We start from the raw sequence: 20771 nt of genomic DNA on the forward strand, positions 1-20771 counted from the left end.
GGACACGCAACAGATGCCCAAGACCCATATCGAACAATATCCCGATCAGAGAAAGGCAGAGCGCTGATACCAACAACGCCACTACCCACGCCGCCAGAAAACGAAGACAAAGAGATGAACGCGGTGCCTTTAGAATGACCACGTAACATGCAGACAAACTCAAACTGGCGGGAAGCGCAAAGATTACAAAGTTAGCAATCACGACCCCTTCCCCTCCAGATACCGCCGCTTGGCCTCTTCCATCCGACCCATCTCTCGCACCGCGTTTTCGATGGCGACCTCGTCGCTCTTGTCGGCATAGCGGAACTCGCTGTCGGCGTAGCGGTTGATCTCTTGCATCACCATCTCCACCGTGATCGGCTGGCGCAGGTCCTCGATCATCGCCTTCTTGGTGTCGTAGTCGCGGAACAGGAACAGGTCGGGGTTTTCCATCCACTCATCCGGCAGTTCGAAATCCATCGCGCGGACCTTGACCGCGTCGGTGATGTTCTTGATGGCGCGGCCCGTGAAGCGCTCATCGGCCTGTTGGATCGCCTTGAGGTAGGTGCCCAGCTTGGCGATCGTGTCCATCTGGCCGATCTCGCCGGACACCCGGTCATAGACCTGCAGCAGCGCGTCCTCATGCGGGCGGGAGTGGCTTTCGAAACTGGCGGCGACGGCCTTTTTGATCTCCTGCGCGGCATAGGCGTCGTGTTCGCCCAAGGGTATGTCGTGGTTGCGGCCCATCAGCAGGTGCAGGATGTCGATGTAATCCTCGCGCGTTTGCGGCCCGTCCACCAGAAACCGTGCACCCGCGCGTTGGCGCAGGGCGTCGTCCACATTCTCGGGGTAGTTCGAGAACATGCCAAAGGTGCAATTGCCGCGCACGACAGTGTTGGCGCCCGCAAAGCTCTCCATCAGCACCGCGGTGATTTCTAGCTGCCCGGCGCTGGACTGCCGGTCGCCTCGTTTGCCCGCCAGTTGGTCGATATCGTCGATGGTGCCGAAACCGATGACTGAGGGGTCGATGATCGTGTTGATAAAGGCCTTGGCGTTCTGGCCGGATTTGCCCTGATAGCTGTCGATATTGTCGGTGCTCAGGTTCTGATAGCGAAACGGATAGCCCGCGTTCTGGCAATAGTCGTTGATCAGCCCGGCCATCATCTGGATCAGGGTGGTCTTGCCGGTGCCCGGTTTGCCGTCGCCCATGAAGGTAAAGATGAACCCGCCGAGTTCCGCAAACGGGTTCAGGCGGCGGTCGAAGTCGTAGGCCATGACCATCTTGGCCAGCTTCATCGCCTGATACTTGGCGATATGGTTGCCGACCACCTCGTTCGGTTTCTTGAACGTCATGGTCAGGGTGGTGGATTTCGCCTTGGACGCCGGTTCGAACCCCCGGATCGTCAGATCGTCAGCCTCGATATGCCAGGCGGCGGTCTGGAACGGGGCGAGATGGCCTGCGGACCCTGCGCGCAGGGCGGCCTTGTCCATCAGTTGTTCAGCATAGGCGCTGGTGGCCGCGATCAGGTTGGCATCGTCCGGGGCATGTTTGGCCAGCACCTGATCCAGCTCCCACAGCGCGCCGTGCAGGGCAAGCTGGCCATTGTCGGTCAGAACCTCCTCGATCTCGCCAAGATCAACCGTCGTTTCGCTCAGATGCGAGGACATCAGATAGGCCAGTGCATTGCCAAAGACATGCAGGGAAATCAGCGCCTCCGCCGTCAGCAACCCGGAAAACTCGGTCTTGCGCGCGGCAGGCAAATCCCCCGCCAGATTGGCGCGTTTCAGATCGGCCAGCGGGGTCTGTTCCGCATATGCCTCAGCCACGGCCAGAGCGATGGCGATGGCGCGGCGAATGGCCTGCTGTGTAGTGGCCTGCGGTGGCGAAACCAGCGTATCCCCATCATCCGACGCCTCAATCCGTTCAACCAGATGCACGCCATCTGCCCGCGCAGTTCGGCGCGTTACCAAACCCGGCGTCGTCGACCGGAACCGCCGTCCCGTCGATACACCGGGTGACCGCTCAACCACCGCATCAGCCGGTTTCGCAACCCGCGGCGCGTGCTCGAACCCGTTCAGCAAAGCGGTTGCCGCCGGATAATGCTTGCGAATGTCGTCTTCGCGCAATTCCATCTGATCTGACGTCAAACTCATATCACAATCGCCCTTGCTTCTTCTGTTCAAAAATACTTCCGCCGGAGGCGAAAATACTAATAGCGCAACACCTGCCCCGCCTTGCTGACCACAAACTTGCGCACATCCCCAAAACCCGGCGGATTGCGCTCGGCCAATACCTGAAACGGACCCTGCGGCAGGATGATCGACCGCTGGGTGCGCGTGGCCCCGGTCTCGGCCCCCTGCCCGCCGAACGGGTCCAGCGCAAAGACCTCGCGCTCGACGGTGGAAAACCACCCGGCACGCTCTTCGATCACCTCTTCGCTTTCCAGCTCTTCCGTGGTCCAGGCCAGCGCCCAGTCCTGCCCCTCGGGCGCTTGTGCGTCCTCCAATACCTGCCGCAAAGGGCCGGATTGCTCGGTATAGGCCGAGGAATACATCGGCCCCACATGAATGCGGCGAAGGTGCTTGGGATGCAGGTCGTCGAAATCCTGATCGAAGCCTTTGGCAATGGTCACCAGTTTCAGCCCGCCCAAAGACTGCGCCATCAGATGCGCCTGCACTTCGGGCCAGCGGCGTTGATCCTTGGGCAAGGCCGTTTTGCCGCTGTCCTCCAACTGCATCAGATAGATGACCGGCAGGTTGATCTGGCTGTCATAGACCGCCCAGTGGATCAGGAACTTGCGCCGTTCGCCCTCATTCCCGATCCAGTGGCATTCGGGATCATTGCGGGCCCAAAACAGCTGACCCTTCAGCAATTCCTCGTAATAGAGCCTTTGTGACAGCGCGAACTGCAGTTTGGTGGGAATTTCCTGATCGCCAATGATGGTGCGGACCATGTCGGTTTTCAGATCATCCTCTGACGGCATATTGGCCAGATGCACCTGCGCCTGCTGCGCGTCATTGGCCATGGTCAGCAGCTCGGCCGCTACAGGAAACCCACTGTCGCGCTTGTCCATGGCGAGGCTGCCAAAGAACCGCCCCGTATCGCGCCCGACCAGCAGGTACTTCATGGAAAGCGCGCGGAAGGTGTAGAGCAGCCCCGAGAGGTAGCGCGACACGATCCGCACCTCTTGCTTGCTGATCGCGCCCTCGGCCTCCATCGTCGCAGCCACGCGCAGTAGGTGGACGGTGATCACCTCGAATTTGCGGAAATAGCGGCGCGAGGCGAAAGTGTCGGTCAGGCCGACATGGTCTTGGGTTGGGCTAGTCACTTACGGAACCCCCAGTCTAGATCGCGCTCCAACCACTTATCTAGAAGTGCCGATTTTTTACCCAACCAAGGCCAAAAGAACCCACCAAATGAAAGCAAAGCGGGGATCAGAAAGATCAAGAAGAATGAAATCATGCCCAGCAGAACACCTAGCGCACCAATAACGAACAAAACTTCTACTTCTAAAAGCTGCGCTACTGCGATCAACACCAAGGAAGCGAAACACACCAAGACGGCGCGTAGGCAATACTTGAACCATTTTGGCACAAATTCAGGCTCAAGCTCTTTCAGGCTTTTGATTTTTGTAGGCCGATAGAAGTTCTTGATACCGAATTGCATCACCCACCATACAAATTCTTATCATGCTTCTCGACAATCGAGGCAAACCGGCGCGCAAAGCGTTCATCCGCCTTGGCCTTTTTCTCCAGCACGTCGCGGGCGAAGACCATGTGGTCCTCATGCGCCTCAAGCATGTCGGCCATTTTCTGGTTGGTCGCGGTGCCGATGGCGGCCATGGCGGTTTGCGCCTCTTGATCCGTCTGCACGCCGATCTCGTTGATGCGGTGGGCAACGTCCTGCTGCTGCGCGGTTTTCAGCGATTTGGTCAGGGCGTCATACAGCACCACGCGCTGCTGGGTGTCTGTCTGCAGCTTGTTGATCAGCACCATCTGCGTCGCCGCCTGGTTTTGCAGTGAATCGACCCAGGTTTTGCCCTTTTCGATGTAGCGCTCCAGCGTCTGAGACTTGGCCAGCTTGACCTGTTCTTCCTGAACCTTGGCGTTGTATTGCTTGTTCAGCTCGGCCAGTTCGGTTTCCAACTGCGTCCGCGCGGCGGCATCCTGTTCGACGCTGATCTTGTTTTCCAGCGTGATGATCGCCGGATCCATGCCCTGAATCTCGGACCGCAAAGCCTCCAGTTCGGCCACAGTCGCCTCGCGGTCGTCCAGCGTGACGGTCAGGTTGTCCTCGACTTTGACGCGCTGTTCTTCCAGCACCGACAACTGCCCTTGCAGCAGCTTCACGATCACGTCGGATTTGGCGATCAGATCCTGCAGCTTGTCGTCGATATTGGCGGTGCGCATGCGTTCCTGCCGCATCGACTCGGATTTGCCTTTCGAGAAGACGCCCACAAAGCTCTCCCACCCGGTTTTCGAGCGCATCTCGTCGAAATCCTTGGAAAACGCGTTGGTCACGTCGTCCAGCCCCATGATCAGCTCGGCGATATTGGCATTCATCACCTCGGTATGGGCGTGCACGTCCTCGAGCGTGGCGTTTTCGATGTCGATATCGGCCTCAGCCGTGCCGATCTTGGCCCGCGCCGCTTCGATCCGCGAGGTCAGCCCTTCGATTTGCGACTGGCTTTCACGCACCTTGGTCTGCGTTTCCTGAATCAAAGCCTCAAATTGCTGGTTCGACATCTGCTATCCCTTTTTTGTTTTATCTACCCAATAAGATAGGTAATGTTACGCCTATTTACATCCCCTCGGGGGCTAAATTCCCGCAAAGACTGGCAAATTCACCCGGTAAAAGATAGCGGCAACAACCACGTGGCGAGTGGTTTCGGACGGGCGCGGTTTCGCGGCAACGCCCGGCGCTGTTTGTCACCAAACTGAATCAAAACCGTCACAGTCCCGCAACAAAGCCGGTCCATCCCACTTGCGTCCAAACAGGAGAGGATAATCCCGATGTCATTGCGCTGTGTCTGCCTGACATCTGCCGTTGCCCTGACCGCCGGTCAGGCCGTGGCAGAGATGAATTTCAACCGAATTGCGTCTTTCCCCGTCGTGAAAAACATGGCCGAGGGGGCGGATACCAGCCGCGAAACCTCGCCCGAGATCATTGCGGCGACCGCGGATGGCATGACGCTGGTCTATACCGACAGCCCGCTGGGCGTGATCGGCATGGTCGACATCACCGACCCCGCGAAACCCGCGCCCTTGGGTGCGATGGAGGTGGGCGGTGAGCCGACCTCGGTTGGAATCGTCGGCGCGACGGCTTTTGTGGGTGTGAACACCTCGGAAAGCTACACCGCGCCTTCGGGCAAGCTGATCTCGGTCGATATCGCGGGCAAGGCGGAAACCGGTGCCTGTGATCTGGGCGGTCAGCCCGACAGCGTCGCCATCGCCCCCGATGGCAGCTTTGTCGCCGTGGCCATCGAAAATGAACGCGACGAAGACCTGAATGACGGCATCATCCCGCAACTGCCTGCCGGGTCGCTGGCGCTGGTGCCGCTGAAAGGTGGCGCGCTGGATTGCGCGGGCATGACAATGGCGTCGCTGACCGGTCTGGCCGAGGTTGCACCGACCGACCCCGAGCCTGAATTCGTGGACATCAACGCGCTTGGCGAAACCGTCATCACCCTGCAGGAAAACAACCACATCGCGGTTGTGGACAAGGACGGCAATGTGATCAGCCATTTCTCGGCAGGCAGCGTGGACCTGGAAGGCATTGATGGCACCGACGAGCGCGGCGCGCTGATCTTCACCGAAAGCCAGCCGGGCCGCCTGCGCGAGCCGGACGCGGTGAAATGGATCGACGACACCCACTTCGCCACCGCCAATGAAGGCGACTATCAGGGCGGGTCGCGTGGCTGGACCATCTTCCATAAGGACGGCACCGTTGTTTACGAAAACGGCACCGATTTCGAGAAAGCCATCATCCAGATCGGGCATTATCCCGACAAACGCTCGGATGCCAAAGGGGTTGAACCGGAAAGCGTGACCGCAGCCAGTTTTGGCGGCACGCCGATGATCTTTGTCGGGGCCGAGCGCGCCTCGGTCGTCGGGGTCTATGACGCCACCGACCCGGCGAACCCGGTGCTGAAGCAACTGCTGCCCTCGGGTGTTGGCCCCGAAGGTTATGTTGCCATCCCCGAGCGCAATCTGCTGATCTCGGCCAACGAAAAAGACCTGATCGAAGATGGCGGCCCGCGGGCGCATGTCTCGATCTTTGAATATCAGAACGCCCCCGCCGCTTACCCGCATCTGACCTCCGCAGGCGCGGATGAGTTGATCGGATGGGGTGCCCTCTCCGGTCTGGTCGCGGATGAGGATGGCATGATCTATGCGGTCAATGACAGCTTCTACGGTTTCCAGCCCTCGATCTTCAAGATCGACCCCAGCCAGCAGCCCGCCCGCATCGTCGACGTGATCCGCATCCACCGTCAGGATGGCAACCCGGCCCAGAAACTGGACCTTGAGGGCATCACGCTGGACGGCAAGGGCGGCTTCTACGTCGCCTCGGAAGGTCGCACTGACCGCGTCATCCCGCATGCGATCTACCACGTCTCGGCGGATGGTCTGATCAAGGACCGCAAGGGCGAGATCGGCCTGCCGCCGGAACTGATGGCGGTCGAAAAGCGCTTTGGTTTCGAAGGCATCACCAAGGTCGGCGACACCCTGTGGATAGCGGTTCAGCGCGAATGGAAGGACGACCCGGAAAACCACGTGAAACTGGTTGCCTACAATCTGGAGACCAAGGAATGGGGCGCCGTACTCTATCCCAAGGCAGACCCGGACACAGGCTGGGTTGGCCTGTCGGAAATCGTGGCTTTCGGCGACCATGTCTATGTCATCGAACGCGACAACCAGCATGACCACCGTGCCGTGACCAAAAAGATCTACCGCATTCCGCTGTCAGACATGACCCCGGCCCCGCTGGGTGGCGATCTGCCCGTGGTCAGCAAGCAAGAGGTTCGCGACCTGCTGCCCGACCTGACCGCGACCGGCGGCTACGTTCTGGACAAGATCGAAGGTCTGGCGATCCTGCCCTCGGGCGAGGCGTTTGTGATGACCGATAATGACGGCGTCGATGACGCGTCAGGAGAGACGATGTTCTGGTCGATCGGGTCGGTTTCGGCTGGGAATTGATCAAAACCAAACCTCAAAAAATGGCTCCGTGCGGACACGCGCGGAGCCAGACATTTAAGCCTTAAATGTATAGCGGGCCAACCACATTTTTTCATTTTAAGGTCGTATCGCAAACACGTTGACGTGAATGTGCGTCAACGAATTGGAGCGGGCTGCACGCTGTCAAAACCAAATTACCCGGCTTGCTGCGCTTGCATTGGAAGTACATCCGTTTGCCGCAACAGGGTTTTTTCATTAAACTGGGCTCGTTACGTTTGTTGTTCTCTACCCAGTGAAATGAACGACGTCCGGAGGATGTCGCATGAAGTTTCAAAACAAACGGGCCAATGCATTAGGAGTTAAACTCTTACAACTGCTGGCCCTGTGCCTGATCTGTCTATTGATCCTGGAAGTCTTTGCGCGCCTGTATGTAAGTAACTTCTGGTCCGAAGAAAAGAAGTCCTACTTTATGGATAGCGGCGAGATTCGCGGACGATTGGCCAGTCACACCTATTTGCCGTATCGCCCTGCACCTGACTACGTGACCGATACGAACCGCCACAATTCTCTTGGGTTCAGGGGTGAGGAAATCGACATAGAGAAACCGACCGGCGTTACGAGAATCGCGGCGATTGGAGGGTCCACGACCTACGGTTCTCATGTCAACGATTATACCCAGTCGTATCCGGCGCAACTCGAAGCTCTGCTGAACGCCGAAGACCAGAGATTCGAGGTTGTAAATGCAGGTGTTCCCGGCTGGGTTTCAACCGAACACCTGATCAATCTTCAGACCCGCGTTCTTCCGCTGGACCCTGACATAATCATTCTGTTTCACGGCAGAAATGAGCTGTTTGCACAAGCGTTCAACAATTTCAAACCTGACTATTCGCATCTTCGAACGTCAAACTACAGTTTTCTTCATACCAATACCGAACTGAAGCGCATCTTCAAAATGTCCAGACTGGCATTGCTTGTGGTTTCCATACGGCCAAAGTCATTTGGGTGGAAACGTTATGAAGAGCATCCTGGCTATGGTCAGAACCGGTACGAAAACGTGCCAAATCTGGAAGAACTGATTACCAACCTGAAGGATCCCGCGAACACTGAAACCTTTCGCGCCAATACGGCGTCAATGATCGCTATGGCGCAGGCAAACGGTGCCAGGGTGGTTTTGGCAACAATGGCTTTCCAACCCGAGAAGTTCGACAGCGGTATTCTGCGGGCACACGTTATCGCAAAAACGCCCGAAGATCGGGCCGCATTCTCCGAGGCACTTGCCTCACAAGTCGAAGAAAACAATCAGGTCGTCCGCGAACTGGGAAAAAAGTTCGGAGTTCTTGTCGTTGAACTTGCGGATATGAACTCGAGGCCGGAGCTGTTCCTCGACGATGTCCACTTCGACGCCGAAGGAAACGGGGAACGTGCCAGATTGTTGCTTGAAGCGCTGAAAGCCCACGAGTTTTGGGATGAAGTAAGCAGCCGTTAGTCCGCGAAATACGTGCGGCGAAGTCACTTCGCGCCGCAAACAATCTGGGCTGCTTCCAAAGAACACAACGCCCCGCGTCTGGAGGAACGCGGGGCGTTTGGTGCGACAATCCAGGGAGGAGAGGATTGTCGCTTGTCGGTCAAAAGCCTCAGTTCACGGCTTTGGCATCAACCACATCCTTTTCGATGGCATTGGCCGAGGAAATCTCGATCCGGCGCGGTTTCAGGGCCTCGGGCACTTCGCGCTTCAGGTCGATGTTCAGCATGCCGTTTTCGTGGCTGGCACCAGTGACGCGCACGTGGTCGGCCAGAGCAAAGCGGCGCTCGAACGCGCGGGTGGCGATGCCACGGTGCAGATAGGAGCGGTCCTTGTCCTCGGCGGCTTTCTTACCGGCGACGATCAGGGCGTTTTCCTTCACTTCGACGGACAGGTCGGCCTCGGAAAATCCGGCGACGGCGACCGAGATGCGATAAGTATCGGCGTCGGTTTTTTCGATGTTGTAGGGCGGGTAGCTGGGCTGGGCCACGTCGTTGGTCAGAACCCGATCCATCATGTCGGCGATCTGGTCGAACCCAATGGTGGCGCGGTGCAGCGGTGCAAAGTCAAAAGTACGCATGTGTCGTATCCTCATGCTTGAGCGATTTACGATATGTGCCCTCCAAACGGACGGGCGGTGATCAATACCGGACCCCGTTCGTGGCGATCCGGTAAATCTGACATGGGGAACGAATTGGCCTAGTTCAAGACCCGCCGGCACCGATGAATTTCGCGCCCGAGCTGGACTTGCCCGTCCCCACCTGCAACCGGCGGATCGCGGCCTTGGGCTGGGGGGCATCGCGGCGCAGAATGGCTTTCAGTTCGGACACCACATTGGACAATTCCATTCCGAATCCGACCTTTATGCCTTCGTGCACCGCAACTGCCGAGACCACCGACAGAATCTGCCAGCGCGGGCCGTTTTTGGCCAGAATGGCCGAGCCGGACGAGCCGAAGGTGATATCGCAGTCGAAAATGATCAGACCCAGCCGCCGGTTCAGAATGCGGCAGGACCGTTCGCGCGTGATCGCCTCGGACCGCCCGCGCCCGTATGAGGCAAGGCTGATTTCCGTCCCCGAAACCCGGCCGCTGTGCAGGGCAAAGGGATTGGCGATGGAATAGGGGATCGGCTCTTCCAGCCGCATCAGGGCGACATCGACCCGGATGCTTGCGGGCGATAGCGGATCGTTGGCCCCGTATTTCGGATGCGCCGCAATCTGGACGACCTTGCGCTCGGCCAGCGCGGTGCCGTTGCTGAGTCCGGCGCGAAAGGTGACATCGCCGGGCGGGTAAGGTTTCCCGGTTCCTTTGTCGACGGCGCAATGGGCGGCGGTCAGAACGATATCCTGCGCGATCAGGGTGCCGGTGCAGAAGGACCGGTTGCCCACATCCAGCCGCCCGATGGCTTCCCACCCGTACAGATCCTCGCGGTCGGTCAGCTTGCGCTTTCCGGCCTGGGCATGAACGGCGGTTGCGGCGATGGACAGGCCCAGCAGCAGGCCAAGGAATAATCTCGTCATGGCCGAATGAACCTTGCACCTACGTTTTTGCCTGCCCTTTGCCCGCCCGAAGACGCGCCGAACCCGCGCCCTGCATCCAGCTCGGCCCGCAGCAATTGCAGCGAGTTGTCGGCCACCGTCCCGATGGCCACGCTCTGCCCGTCCAGACTGGCCTTGGCCGACACGACCGACACAATGCGCGGGCGCGATCCGTCAAAGGAAAACACCGGCGCGCCGGACGAGCCGAAATCGACATTGCAGGACATCACCAGAACGCCGGGATAGCGGTTCATGACCGAGCAGACCTGCTGCAGCGACGGCGCCTCGGCCCGGTCATGGGCGTAGGACACGACGCCCACATCTTCGCCGCGCGTCGGCTGATCTCCGGTTTCAAAAGGCACAACAGATGTGTTCCGGATCGGCTGCCACAGCTCGATCAGGGCCACATCGCTGCTGACAACGTCGGGGGTCGCCGTGGCGCTGAACCGGTAATCCGGGTGAATGACCGCCTGCCGCGCGGTGCGATAGGCAAGGGCACGCCCCAGACGCCAGCCCGCCAGAAACTCGATTTCCGCCGGGTCCACAGGCTTGCCGGTCGCCCTGTTGAACAGGCAATGGGCTGCGGTCAGAACCAGCGTGGGCGAGACCAGAGTACCGGTACAAAACGCGTCACCTTCGATATCCAGCCGCCCGACGGCCATCCAGTCTCGGCCGGAATCGGTGGTGTCCAGGCTTTCCAGCCCGGTATCCTGCGCTGTGGCCGCCAGGGGCAGCACGCTCAGCGCGACAGCCATGATCCAGTGGCGCACGCGGTTTCTCCGGTGTTCAATCCGAGACACCAGCCTTATGCGCCGCCTGCGGCAAAAATAGGGCAGGCAAGGCGCCGCCCGAAATTAGCGGCACCTGATGCCCGCCCGCATCAGCGCAGGATCGGAACCTGCGGATCGTGCCCGCCACCCTGCCGCAACGCGCGCGGTTCGGGGCCGCCGGTGGCCCAGTCCAGCATTTCGACCGTGTGCAGAATCGGGATCTTCGTGGCCGAGCCGATCTGCATCATGCACCCGATATTCCCGGCCGCTATGATGTCGGGCTGTTTCGCCTCAAGCGTTCGGACCTTGCGCTGTTTCAGCTTCCCCGAAATCTCGGGCTGCATCAGGTTGTAGGTGCCGGCACTGCCGCAGCACAGATGACTGTCGGCAGGTTCGACAACTTTGAAACCGGCGCGTTTCAGCAGGTCCTTGGGAAAGGTCTTGATCTGCTGGCCATGTTGCAGGGAACAGGCCGCGTGATAGGCGACGGTCAGGCCCTGATCCGTCTGTTCCGGCAGGTCCAGTTGCATCAGCACTTCGCTGATATCCATGGCAATTGCCGACACCCGCGCGGCATCATCTGCCAGCGCATCGTTGCGGAACATATGCCCGTAATCCTTGACGGTCGTGCCGCAGCCCGATGTGTTGATGACGATGGCATCCAGCCCCTCGCCCTGCATCTCGCGCGTCCAGGCCCGGATATTGGCCGCCGCTGCGGCATGGCTGTCACGGCTTTTGCCCATGTGATGCGTTAGCGCACCGCAGCATCCCGCCCCTTCGGCCACCACAACCTCGCACCCCAACCGGGTCAGCAGCCGGATCGTGGCATCGTTGATATCGGTGTTCAGCGCCTTTTGCGCGCAGCCGGTCATCAGCGCCACGCGTTTCTTGCGGGGGATCGCGGGCGCAAAGCTCTGCGGGTCGTCATTGCGACTGACCGGAGGGATATGTTTCGGCGCCATATCCAGCATCGCCCGCAACCGCGCATCGGGCATCAGAAACCGGAACGGGCGGCCCAGCCGGGCTCCGATCAGGGCCCAGCGGAACCGCATCGGATAGGGCAGGATCTGCGCCAGAACCCACCGCAGCGCGCGGTCCGAGAAGGGACGCCTGTATTTCTCTTCGATGTATTCCCGCGCATGATCGACCAGATGCATGTAATGCACGCCCGAGGGGCAAGTGGTCATGCAGGCCAGACAGGACAGGCAACGGTCGATATGTTTGACGGTTTTCTCATCCGGCACACGCTCGTTTTCCAGCATGTCCTTGATCAGATAGATACGCCCGCGCGGGCTGTCCAGCTCGTCCCCCAGCACCTGATAGGTCGGGCAGGTCGCGGTACAGAACCCGCAATGCACGCAGCTGCGCAGGATGTCATTCGAGCGCTGGATCGCCGGGTTCTGCAACTGCTTTTCGGTGAATGTGGTTTGCATCGCCCTACCCCATCAGTCCCGGATTGAAGAGCCCGCGCGGATCGCACTTTTGCCGCACGCCTCGCGTCAATGCGGAAATCGCCTCGGGTTCCGGGTGAAACCGGCCATGCGCCTGAACCGTCTCTGCCTCTCCCCGCACCAGTGTCGCGTGCCCCGCGAAAGCGCCCAGCCGCGCCCGCACATCCGAACCCTTGGAAACCAGAGCCCAGATCAAACCACCGCCCCAATCGAAAACAAGCTTTTCCGCTTCCAACCGCGCAGCGATTTCCGGGGCATCACCGGGTTTGACCGAAATACGCCAGACATCCCCATCGCGCCCCTGAAAACCACCCACGTCGCGAATGGACGACCACAGCGTATTCGGATCGTCGATTTCCGAAACCTCACCAAACCCCGCCAGTTCCTCCCGCAATTGCCCAACACGATAGGCGACCGAGTCCGCAAATCCTTCAAGCCGCAAAAACGCTTGCCCCGCCCCGGCATCATATGCAGCACCGCTGACCTCAAATGGCGACCGGAGCGCTGCCGACAGCACCTGAACAGCCTTTGCCGCTTGTGTAACCGCAATGCCCAGCGTCGCCACCGCCTCAGGCCTGGGCAGCACTTTCAAAGACACTTCCGACAACACTCCCAGCGTGCCCCAGGACCCGGCCATCAGCTTGACCAGATCGTACCCGGTGACGTTTTTCATCACCCGCCCCCCGTTTCTGACCACCTGCCCGCGCCCATCGACAAAGCGCACGCCCAGCAGAAAATCGCGGCACGCCCCGGCCTGAATGCGGCGTGGACCCGAGATATTGGCCGCCACAACCCCGCCGATGGTCGGCTCGCCGGACGTGCCCAGCAGCGCCCGATAATCCGCAGGCTCAAACGCAAGCTGCTGGCCTTCTGCCACCAGCGCAGCTTCGATCTCAGCCACCGGGGTACCCGCCCGCGCCACCAGGGTCAGCGCACCGGGCTCATAAAGCCTTATGCCGCTCAACCCGGTGGTCTCAAGCGCCGCGCCCGGCCCGGTCACGCCCCGCGTCCCACCACCAACAATACGCACAGGTCCGGTCAGCCCGGCCACGATCTCGGCCAGTTCGGCCTCAGTCTCAGGTCTCATCTCGCTTCATCTTTTCCTAAATACTCCGGGGGAGTCGCGCCCCGACGCGACGGGGGCAGCGCCCCTATTCTGCCGCGACCCTGCGTGTCTCGGACACATCCAGCGGAAACACCTTGGCCGGGTTCAGCAGCCATTTGGGGTCGAACACATCCTTCACCGCCATCTGCGCCTCCAGATCGGCAGGCGTGTACTGATGCGACATCAGATCCCGCTTTTCGATGCCCACCCCATGCTCGCCGGTCAGACAGCCGCCCACATCGACGCAGAGCTTCAGGATATCCGCCCCGAACGCCTCGCATTTCTCAAGATCGCCGGGTTTGTTGGCATCGAACAGGATCAGCGGGTGCATGTTGCCGTCGCCCGCGTGGAACACATTGCCCACCGGCAGGCCGTACTCGGCACTCAACTCACCGATCCGGCGCAGCACTTCGGGCAGCGAGGACACCGGAATCGTACCGTCCAGACACATGTAATCGTTCATCTGCCCCATCGCGCCAAAGGCCGATTTCCGCCCCAGCCAGATTTTCGCGCTTTCCTCGGCGGACTGGCTTTCGCGCAGTTCGACCGGATTGTGGCGTTTGGCAATCTCGATGATTTTCGCCAACTGATCGTCGATCTCGGCCTCAGAGCCTTCGACCTCGACAATCAACAAAGCGTGGCAGTCCGGATAACCCGCATGGGCAAAGTTCTCGCAGGCCCTGATGCAGAGCGTATCCATGAACTCGATCGCCACCGGCAGAATGCCCGATTTGATGATGTCCGACACGCATTGCCCCGCGACCTCGTTGTCATCGAACCCCATCAGAACGGGCCGCGCGCCTTCGGGCTTGCGCAGGATGCGCAGGGTGGCCTCGGTCACGACGCCCAACTGCCCTTCGGAGCCGCAGATCACGCCCAGCAGATCCAGCCCGCCCGCATCCAGATGCGCGCCGCCGATATCCACCACGCTGCCGTCCATCAGGACCATTTTGACGCCCAGCAGATTGTTGGTCGTCACCCCGTATTTCAGACAATGCGCACCGCCCGAGTTCATCGCGATATTGCCCGCAATCGCACAGGCAAGCTGAGACGAGGGGTCAGGCGCGTAAAAGAAATCCTCTTCCTCGACCGCACCGGTGACGCTCAGGTTGGTGCGGCCCGTCTGAACGCGGATGAATCGGTTGTCGTAATCGACCTCCAGCACCTCATTCATCCGCGCGACGCCCAGAATGACGCAATCCGCCGTCGGCAGCGCCCCGCCCGCCAGCGACGTGCCCGACCCGCGCGGGACAACCGGCACGCCTTCCTCATGGCAGATGCGCAAAACGTCCGAGACCTCCTGCGTGGTCGCGGGCAGAACCGCCAGCATCGGCGGGCAGCGATAGGCCGTCAGCGCATCGCATTCATAGGCGCGGGTTTCCGCCGGATCGTGGATAACGGCGTCTTCGGGCAGAACCTGCAGCAAGCGCGCCAGCACGCTGTGCTTGCGGGACAGCACGGCGGGGTTTGGACGGGGCATTTCCATCATCGATCCTCCAATTTGGTAAAATAATATTACCAATTTTCCGATCTGGCAAGTTTCCATTCCTAACCCTAGTGTTCGGCCCATGACCTGGATCGACCGCGCCCTGCTGTTTTCTACGATGGATTATGCTGCCCTGTTGCTGCTGATCGCAGCCTGGCAGGGGATCGGCTGGAAGATCGAACATCCGTCGCCGGGCAGACAATCCGTCGCGATGATGATGGACGCCTTCCGGCGCAGCTGGATGCGCGAGATGGTGACGCGCCAGCCGCGCATGTTCGACGCGCAGGTGGTGGCGGCGATGCGGCAGGGCAGCACCTTCTTCGCCTCGACCACGATGATCGCCATCGGCGGCGGGCTTGCCTTGCTGGGAAATACGGAACGGCTGGCGGGTGTGGCCAGCGATCTGGCCATCGGCAGCGCGCCTGCGCTGGTGTGGGAGGTCAAGATACTGGTCGTGATCCTGTTTCTGGCCAATGCCTTTCTGAAATATGTCTGGGCCCATCGCCTGTTCGGCTATTGCGCCGTGCTGATGGCCGCCGTCCCCAACGACCCCGAGGATCCGCAGGCCTATCCCCGGGCCAAGCAAGCCGCCGAAATATGCGTCACCGCCGCCCGCAATTTCAATCGCGGTTTGCGCGCCACCTATTTCGCCCTGGCCTCGCTGAGCTGGATATTGGGGCCGGTCGCCCTGCTTCTGGGCACGGCGATCACCGTCGGAGTTCTCTATCGGCGCGAATTTGCCTCACATTCCCGCACGGTGCTGCTGGACCTGCCGCCCGACACAGACACGTGATGACGGGCCCCGGCCTCGCCCCCTATGGTTGGCAGATGCGATATGTGATTCTTGCCGCCCTTCTGGCCAGCCCCGCCCTTGCCGATGACCCTGTGATCGAAAACGTCACCGCCCGGCAAAGCGGCGATACGTGGCGGTTCGACGTGACGGTCTCGCATCCTGAAACCGGTTGGGACGACTATGCCGATGGCTGGCGGGTGCTGGATATGGATGGGACGGAACTGGGGATGCGCGTGCTGCATCACCCGCATGAGAACGAACAGCCCTTTACCCGGTCACTCAGTGGCGTCGCGATCCCGGCGGGTACAACTCAGGTGCAGGTTCAGGCCCGGACCAACGCGGATGGCTGGGCCAAAGAGACCTTTGTAGTCCCCCTGAACTGACCTCAGAAGACACCCAGTTCCAACCCGGCGGCCAGCGCCTGCCCGATTTCGCGGCACGCCTCCAACTGGTCGGCGGGAATGGTCTTTGCGGCCAGAATCGCCTCGGGCGTTTGCGCATGAGTGCAGAGGATCAGCGGCGGCTGTACCTCTTTCAGCCGCCAGCCGGTTGCGATCCGCGCGGTCTGGCGGGCGGCGTTTTCACCGTCGGACCCGGCGCAGACCATCTGCGCATAGGGGCGGCCCTCGATCCGGCCCAGCACGGGGTAATAGCTGCGGTCGAAGAAATCCTTCATGACCCCGGAAATCGCCGCAAGGTTTTCCGGCGCGCAGAATATATAGCCATCGGCGGCCAGCAGATCGTCGGGACCTGCTTGGTCAGCCGTCTTCAGAACCGTTTCCGTTTCACCCCGCGCAGCCTCGGCCGCGGCTTCGGCCATCTGCCGGGACCCGCCGGTGCGCGAATGGTAAACGATCAGAAGCTGCGCCATATCAAACCCGTTTCAGACCCGGTGATAAGGGCCACCCGACAGGATGGTCGCGGCCCGATAGAGTTGCTCGGCCAGCATCACACGGACCAGCATATGGGGCCAGACCATCGATCCGAATGAGATGGAAAAATCCGCCTCGGCCCGCAGAGCAGGGTCGATCCCGTCCGCCCCTCCGATGATAAGCGCCAGATCCTGCCGCCCCGCATCGCGCCAGCCGCCCAGCTTCTGCGCAAAATCGGGCGAGGACATCACCCGCCCGCGCTCATCCAGCGTACAGATAACAGCCCCCTTGGGCAGCGCCTTGCGCAGCAACGTGGCCTCGGCCCCCATCCCTGCGTTTTTCTTGTCTTCGACCTCGATCACCCGCGCGGGACCAAGGCCCAGCGCGCGGCCGGTCCGGTCAAATCGGGTCAGGTAATCGTCAAGCAGGGATTTCTCCGGTCCGGCGCGCAATCGCCCGACCGCAACTATGCTGATACGCATATTTCTCTCGCCTCCGGCCCTTCAATACGGGCCGGGATGGTGCCTCAGTTCGCCGAGGCGCTGCCGCCCGCAGGCAGCCACATCTTTTCCAGCTGGTAGAATTCGCGCACTTCGGGGCGGAAGATATGGACGATCACGTCGCCCGTATCGATCAGCACCCAGTCGCCGGCATCCTTGCCTTCGACCTTCGAGGTGAAACCGAATTCCTGCTTGATTCGATCCGTCAGCTTTTCCGCCATGGCCGAGACCTGACGGGTCGACCGACCCGAGGCAATCACCATGTGATCCGCAACCGAGGATTTGCCCTGCAGGTTGATCTGCACGACGTCTTCGGCCTTGTCATCGGAAAGTGAGGAAAGGATACGTTCAAGCAGCTTGTCGCTGATTGACTGAGAGTGGGCCATCATTTTGGCCCCGTCATCGGCGGGCAAACCCGCCTGGGTATGTAGAGACAGGACATAGTCCTCCTTTGTTGCGCGCCGCAAATCCCCGGCGCAGGGATACTTATAAGGTAACAAGCACCCCATGACATTTCAATGAAGGCCCCCAAGCGCTCGCAGGAATGTGCCCTGACGGCATCTGCGGGGGCGCACAGGACCTTGATAGACTCGGTCAGTATCTATATCTGACCGGTTATGAGACCTCATACGGCCCCGAATATCGACCTGCAAGACCGCGCGCGCCTGCGCGAACGGTTCTTTGGGGCTGCCCGCACGGTTCTGGCCCGCCTATAAGCGGCGTCCAGCCACTCGCCAGCTATTTCTCATTTGATACGGGAGAGGACCAATGTCCCCCAAAACACTCTATGACAAGATCTGGGATGCTCATGTCGCGCATGAAGCCGACGATGGCACCTGCCTGCTGTATATCGACCGCCATCTGGTCCACGAAGTGACCAGCCCGCAGGCGTTCGAAGGCCTGCGCATGGCGGGCCGCAAGGTGCGCGCGCCGGAAAAGACCATCGCGGTGCCGGACCACAACGTGCCCACCACCGACGACCGGGTGCACGGGATCGAAAACCCCGAATCGCGCATTCAGGTCGAAGCGCTGGACAAAAACGCCAAGGATTTTGGCATTCATTACTATCCGGTGCATGACGTCCGTCAGGGCATCGTTCATATTGTCGGCCCCGAACAGGGCTGGACCCTGCCCGGCATGACCGTGGTTTGCGGCGACAGCCACACCGCCACCCACGGCGCGTTTGGCGCGCTGGCCCACGGCATTGGTACGTCCGAGGTCGAGCACGTTCTGGCAACGCAGACCCTGATCCAGAAGAAATCCAAAAACATGAAGGTCGAGATCACCGGCAAATTGCAGCCGGGCGTGACCGCCAAGGATATCACTCTGGCCGTGATTGGTGAGACCGGCACCGCTGGCGGCACCGGCTATGTCATCGAATATTGCGGCGAAGCGATCCGGGATCTGTCGATGGAAGGCCGCATGACCGTCTGCAATATGGCCATCGAGGGCGGTGCCCGTGCCGGTCTGATTGCACCGGATGAAACCACGTTCGAATATGTCAAAGGCCGCCCCCATGCACCGAAAGGTGCCCAGTGGGAGGCCGCGATGGACTGGTGGAAGACGCTCTATACCGATGAGGGCGCGCATTTCGACAAGGTCGTCACCCTGCGCGGCGAAGACATCGCGCCGGTCGTGACATGGGGCACCAGCCCCGAGGATGTGCTGCCGATCACCGCTTCCGTGCCCCACCCCGAAGACTTCGAAGGCGGAAAGGTCGACGCGGCCCGCCGCTCGATCGAATATATGGGGCTGGAAGCTGGTCAGAAGCTGAGTGACGTTGAGATTGACACCGTCTTCATCGGCTCCTGCACCAATGGCCGGATCGAAGACCTGCGCGCTGCGGCTGAGATTCTGAAGGGCAAGAAGATCAAGGACGGCATGCGCGCCATGGTCGTGCCCGGTTCCGGTCTGGTCCGCGCTCAGGCCGAGGAAGAAGGTCTGGCGGATATCTTCAAAGCGGCCGGGTTCGAATGGCGTCTGGCGGGATGTTCGATGTGTCTGGCGATGAACCCCGACCAGTTGCAACCGGGCGAGCGCTGTGCCGCGACCTCGAACCGCAACTTCGAGGGCCGTCAGGGCCGGGGCGGGCGCACCCATCTGCTGAGCCCGGCCATGGCTGCCGCAGCGGCAATCACAGGACGGCTGACAGACGTCCGTGAATTGATGTAAGCTCCCCTCATATCTAGATATTTGAGGGATAAAGACATGAGTGACTGGGTCAAATGGCTGCTGCTGGGGCTTCTGTCCATAGCATTTGGTGTGTTTGCGCTTGGCAATGCCATCGCGGCATCGCTTGCGGTGACACTGGTGACCGGTATGTTGCTGCTGATCGCGGGTGCATTTCAGGTCGTCGGTGGCTTCACGATTGAAGGCATCGGCAACAAGGTCCTGTCACTGATCATGGGTGCGGTGATGCTGTTCCTGGGCTGGAACTTCTGGTCTCAGCCTTTGGAAGGCACCATCACTTTGGCGATTGTGATGCTGATCCTGTTCATGGCAGGCGGCATTGCGCGGGTCATCCTGTCGTTCCAAATGCGGGGAACTCAGTTCTTCTGGCCCACGCTGATCTCGGGCATCTTGTCGATCATTCTCGCAGGCATCATCTGGAGCTACGCGGCAGAGGAGAAAGCGGTTCTTTTGCAGCTGCTGGGTATCCTGCTGGGCATCGAGATGCTGTTCAACGGGTTCGGGCTGGTCTTCATGGCGTTCTTCATCAAGAACGCACCCAAGGACGAAACAACAGAGGCCAAAGAGGCTTAAACGCGGGACACGGGCGCAGCCCTCTCCTGCAGGAGTGTAGACATGGAAAAGTTTGAAAAAGTCCACGGGGTGGCTGCCCCGATGCCGCTGATCAATATCGACACCGATATGATCATTCCGAAAGTGCATCTGAAAACCATCAAGCGGTCCGGCCTTGGCGTCGTGCTGTTTGACGAGATGCGCTATCACGACCATGGCGGCGAGAACGAGGATTTCGTTCTGAACAAGCCTGCCTACCGAAACACCGAGATTCTGGTGGCAGGCGACAATTTCGGCTGCGGCTCGTCGCGCGAACATGCGCCCTGGGCGATCAAGGATTTCGGCATCAAGGTGGTTATCTCGACCAGCTTCGCCGACATCTTCTTCAACAACTGCTTCAAGAACGGCATCCTGCCCATCGTGGTTGAAGAAGAACATCACACGATCCTGATGGAAGACGCGCACAAGGGCGAAAACGCCCGCATGACCGTGCATCTGGAAGATCAGCAGATTACAACTTCTGATGGAGTGGTGATCGGGTTCGACATCGACCCCCATCGCAAGCACTGCCTGCTGAACGGTCTGGACGATATCGGGCTGACGATGGAAAAAGACCATCACATCGACAAGTTCGAGGATCACGCAAGTCAAGCCCGTCCGTGGGTGTGATTCTCAAACGAATCTGTGGATACTCAACCTAACGGGGTCGGCCTTCCGGCCCCGTTCGCATTCTTGGGGTTGATTTTTTAAAAACCACAACATCTGGGTATCATTTTGAGATACACGTCGAATTTGCGTCCAAAATGATGCAATCTCGCACCAGTTGCGCCATCATTT

General features: G+C 60.1%; 21 protein-coding genes. 8 read left to right on the plus strand and 13 right to left on the minus strand.

Going from position 1 to position 20771, the window contains the following annotated elements; translation table 11 throughout:
- Nucleotides 1-198: 198 nt before the first annotated feature.
- The 4 genes from ACR0EZ_RS16500 to ACR0EZ_RS16515 are packed head-to-tail and all read right to left on the minus strand — an operon-like array spanning nt 199 to nt 4725.
- The gene (locus ACR0EZ_RS16500; RefSeq protein ID WP_480615116.1) at nt 199-2133 is read right to left on the minus strand and encodes an AAA family ATPase; all 1935 of its coding nucleotides are present in this window, start codon (nt 2131-2133) and stop codon (nt 199-201) included.
- Between the two features lie 56 nt (nt 2134-2189).
- A complete protein-coding gene (locus ACR0EZ_RS16505) occupies nt 2190-3308 on the minus strand; it encodes a hypothetical protein (protein WP_480615118.1) in 1119 nt (372 codons plus the stop codon).
- A complete protein-coding gene (locus tag ACR0EZ_RS16510; protein WP_480615120.1) occupies nt 3305-3646 on the minus strand; it encodes a hypothetical protein in 342 nt (113 codons plus the stop codon). The genes ACR0EZ_RS16505 and ACR0EZ_RS16510 overlap by 4 nt, the downstream gene beginning before the upstream one ends.
- A complete protein-coding gene (locus ACR0EZ_RS16515) occupies nt 3646-4725 on the minus strand; it encodes a hypothetical protein (RefSeq protein WP_480615122.1) in 1080 nt (359 codons plus the stop codon). Before ACR0EZ_RS16515 ends, ACR0EZ_RS16510 begins: the two co-directional genes overlap by 1 nt.
- Before the next feature lie 267 nt (nt 4726-4992).
- Here ACR0EZ_RS16515 and ACR0EZ_RS16520 point away from each other — a divergent pair, with 267 nt between their 5' ends.
- Entirely contained in the window at nt 4993-7176 is a 2184-nt protein-coding gene (locus ACR0EZ_RS16520; protein ID WP_480615124.1) for an esterase-like activity of phytase family protein, read from the plus strand.
- A gap of 301 nt (nt 7177-7477) precedes the next feature.
- Nucleotides 7478-8641 carry an SGNH/GDSL hydrolase family protein gene (locus ACR0EZ_RS16525; RefSeq protein ID WP_480615126.1) on the plus strand — a complete coding sequence of 388 codons (1164 nt, stop codon included), beginning with the start codon at nt 7478-7480 and terminating at the stop codon, nt 8639-8641.
- Between the two features lie 148 nt (nt 8642-8789).
- On the opposite strand, the gene ACR0EZ_RS16530 is transcribed toward ACR0EZ_RS16525, so the two are convergent.
- The 6 genes from ACR0EZ_RS16530 to ACR0EZ_RS16555 all read right to left on the minus strand — a co-directional run bounded on the left by ACR0EZ_RS16530 (nt 8790) and on the right by ACR0EZ_RS16555 (nt 15027).
- Entirely contained in the window at nt 8790-9257 is a 468-nt protein-coding gene (locus ACR0EZ_RS16530; protein WP_480615128.1) for an Hsp20 family protein, read from the minus strand.
- Between the two features lie 124 nt (nt 9258-9381).
- Complete coding sequence (locus tag ACR0EZ_RS16535; protein ID WP_480615130.1) at nt 9382-10197, minus strand: trypsin-like serine peptidase; 816 nt, start codon at nt 10195-10197, stop codon at nt 9382-9384.
- A complete protein-coding gene (locus ACR0EZ_RS16540) occupies nt 10194-10985 on the minus strand; it encodes a trypsin-like serine peptidase (RefSeq protein WP_480615132.1) in 792 nt (263 codons plus the stop codon). Before ACR0EZ_RS16540 ends, ACR0EZ_RS16535 begins: the two co-directional genes overlap by 4 nt.
- Before the next feature lie 110 nt (nt 10986-11095).
- The gene (gene glcF / locus ACR0EZ_RS16545) at nt 11096-12418 is read right to left on the minus strand and encodes a glycolate oxidase subunit GlcF (RefSeq protein WP_480615133.1); all 1323 of its coding nucleotides are present in this window, start codon (nt 12416-12418) and stop codon (nt 11096-11098) included.
- A 4-nt stretch (nt 12419-12422) separates the two neighbouring features.
- Complete coding sequence (locus tag ACR0EZ_RS16550) at nt 12423-13523, minus strand: FAD-binding protein (RefSeq protein WP_480615134.1); 1101 nt, start codon at nt 13521-13523, stop codon at nt 12423-12425.
- A 64-nt stretch (nt 13524-13587) separates the two neighbouring features.
- Entirely contained in the window at nt 13588-15027 is a 1440-nt protein-coding gene (locus tag ACR0EZ_RS16555; RefSeq protein WP_480615136.1) for an FAD-linked oxidase C-terminal domain-containing protein, read from the minus strand.
- Nucleotides 15028-15109: 82 nt separating this feature from the next.
- Here ACR0EZ_RS16555 and ACR0EZ_RS16560 point away from each other — a divergent pair, with 82 nt between their 5' ends.
- Nucleotides 15110-15820 (plus strand): DUF599 domain-containing protein, encoded by a 711-nt coding sequence (locus ACR0EZ_RS16560; RefSeq protein ID WP_480615138.1) that lies wholly within the window; start codon nt 15110-15112, stop codon nt 15818-15820.
- 35 nt (nt 15821-15855) lie between these two features.
- The gene (locus ACR0EZ_RS16565) at nt 15856-16203 is read left to right on the plus strand and encodes a hypothetical protein (protein ID WP_480615140.1); all 348 of its coding nucleotides are present in this window, start codon (nt 15856-15858) and stop codon (nt 16201-16203) included.
- Nucleotides 16204-16205: 2 nt separating this feature from the next.
- Here ACR0EZ_RS16565 and ACR0EZ_RS16570 read toward each other — a convergent pair whose 3' ends face one another.
- From ACR0EZ_RS16570 to rsfS, 3 genes are read right to left on the minus strand one after another with little or no spacing between them, the layout of a single operon-like run.
- Complete coding sequence (locus ACR0EZ_RS16570) at nt 16206-16691, minus strand: flavodoxin family protein (protein WP_480615142.1); 486 nt, start codon at nt 16689-16691, stop codon at nt 16206-16208.
- Between the two features lie 12 nt (nt 16692-16703).
- On the minus strand, nt 16704-17174 hold the full coding sequence (gene rlmH / locus ACR0EZ_RS16575) for a 23S rRNA (pseudouridine(1915)-N(3))-methyltransferase RlmH (RefSeq protein WP_480615144.1): 471 nt from the start codon (nt 17172-17174) through the stop codon (nt 16704-16706).
- A 44-nt stretch (nt 17175-17218) separates the two neighbouring features.
- The gene (rsfS, locus tag ACR0EZ_RS16580; protein ID WP_171097805.1) at nt 17219-17581 is read right to left on the minus strand and encodes a ribosome silencing factor; all 363 of its coding nucleotides are present in this window, start codon (nt 17579-17581) and stop codon (nt 17219-17221) included.
- Nucleotides 17582-17809: 228 nt separating this feature from the next.
- On the opposite strand from rsfS, the gene ACR0EZ_RS16585 reads away from it, so the two are divergent.
- The 4 genes from ACR0EZ_RS16585 to leuD are packed head-to-tail and all read left to right on the plus strand — an operon-like array spanning nt 17810 to nt 20603.
- Entirely contained in the window at nt 17810-17908 is a 99-nt protein-coding gene (locus ACR0EZ_RS16585; RefSeq protein WP_170455888.1) for an isopropylmalate isomerase, read from the plus strand.
- Nucleotides 17909-17960: 52 nt separating this feature from the next.
- Nucleotides 17961-19364: a 3-isopropylmalate dehydratase large subunit gene (leuC, locus tag ACR0EZ_RS16590; protein WP_480615146.1), complete on the plus strand. Its 1404-nt coding sequence runs from the start codon at nt 17961-17963 to the stop codon at nt 19362-19364.
- A 36-nt stretch (nt 19365-19400) separates the two neighbouring features.
- Entirely contained in the window at nt 19401-19955 is a 555-nt protein-coding gene (locus tag ACR0EZ_RS16595) for an HdeD family acid-resistance protein (RefSeq protein ID WP_480615148.1), read from the plus strand.
- Between the two features lie 42 nt (nt 19956-19997).
- Nucleotides 19998-20603 carry a 3-isopropylmalate dehydratase small subunit gene (gene leuD / locus ACR0EZ_RS16600; protein ID WP_480615150.1) on the plus strand — a complete coding sequence of 202 codons (606 nt, stop codon included), beginning with the start codon at nt 19998-20000 and terminating at the stop codon, nt 20601-20603.
- The last annotated feature ends 168 nt before the right edge of the window (nt 20604-20771 follow it).

It is taken from the genome of Ruegeria sp. AK4 (assembly GCF_056541025.1).

Bases quoted from the DNA above. Each gene is read 5' to 3' on its own strand.
- ACR0EZ_RS16500 (WP_480615116.1), bottom strand. From the start codon at position 2,133: ATGAGTTTGACGTCAGATCAGATGGAATTGCGCGAAGACGACATTCGC.
- ACR0EZ_RS16510 (WP_480615120.1), bottom strand. From the start codon at position 3,646: ATGCAATTCGGTATCAAGAACTTCTATCGGCCTACAAAAATCAAAAGC.
- ACR0EZ_RS16515 (WP_480615122.1), bottom strand. From the start codon at position 4,725: ATGTCGAACCAGCAATTTGAGGCTTTGATTCAGGAAACGCAGACCAAG.
- ACR0EZ_RS16520 (WP_480615124.1), top strand. From the start codon at position 4,993: ATGTCATTGCGCTGTGTCTGCCTGACATCTGCCGTTGCCCTGACCGCC.
- ACR0EZ_RS16525 (WP_480615126.1), top strand. From the start codon at position 7,478: ATGAAGTTTCAAAACAAACGGGCCAATGCATTAGGAGTTAAACTCTTA.
- ACR0EZ_RS16530 (WP_480615128.1), bottom strand. From the start codon at position 9,257: ATGCGTACTTTTGACTTTGCACCGCTGCACCGCGCCACCATTGGGTTC.
- ACR0EZ_RS16535 (WP_480615130.1), bottom strand. From the start codon at position 10,197: ATGACGAGATTATTCCTTGGCCTGCTGCTGGGCCTGTCCATCGCCGCA.
- glcF (WP_480615133.1), bottom strand. From the start codon at position 12,418: ATGCAAACCACATTCACCGAAAAGCAGTTGCAGAACCCGGCGATCCAG.
- ACR0EZ_RS16550 (WP_480615134.1), bottom strand. From the start codon at position 13,523: ATGAGACCTGAGACTGAGGCCGAACTGGCCGAGATCGTGGCCGGGCTG.
- ACR0EZ_RS16555 (WP_480615136.1), bottom strand. From the start codon at position 15,027: ATGGAAATGCCCCGTCCAAACCCCGCCGTGCTGTCCCGCAAGCACAGC.
- ACR0EZ_RS16560 (WP_480615138.1), top strand. From the start codon at position 15,110: ATGACCTGGATCGACCGCGCCCTGCTGTTTTCTACGATGGATTATGCT.
- ACR0EZ_RS16565 (WP_480615140.1), top strand. From the start codon at position 15,856: ATGCGATATGTGATTCTTGCCGCCCTTCTGGCCAGCCCCGCCCTTGCC.
- ACR0EZ_RS16570 (WP_480615142.1), bottom strand. From the start codon at position 16,691: ATGGCGCAGCTTCTGATCGTTTACCATTCGCGCACCGGCGGGTCCCGG.
- rlmH (WP_480615144.1), bottom strand. From the start codon at position 17,174: ATGCGTATCAGCATAGTTGCGGTCGGGCGATTGCGCGCCGGACCGGAG.
- rsfS (WP_171097805.1), bottom strand. From the start codon at position 17,581: ATGATGGCCCACTCTCAGTCAATCAGCGACAAGCTGCTTGAACGTATC.
- ACR0EZ_RS16585 (WP_170455888.1), top strand. From the start codon at position 17,810: ATGAGACCTCATACGGCCCCGAATATCGACCTGCAAGACCGCGCGCGC.
- leuC (WP_480615146.1), top strand. From the start codon at position 17,961: ATGTCCCCCAAAACACTCTATGACAAGATCTGGGATGCTCATGTCGCG.
- ACR0EZ_RS16595 (WP_480615148.1), top strand. From the start codon at position 19,401: ATGAGTGACTGGGTCAAATGGCTGCTGCTGGGGCTTCTGTCCATAGCA.
- leuD (WP_480615150.1), top strand. From the start codon at position 19,998: ATGGAAAAGTTTGAAAAAGTCCACGGGGTGGCTGCCCCGATGCCGCTG.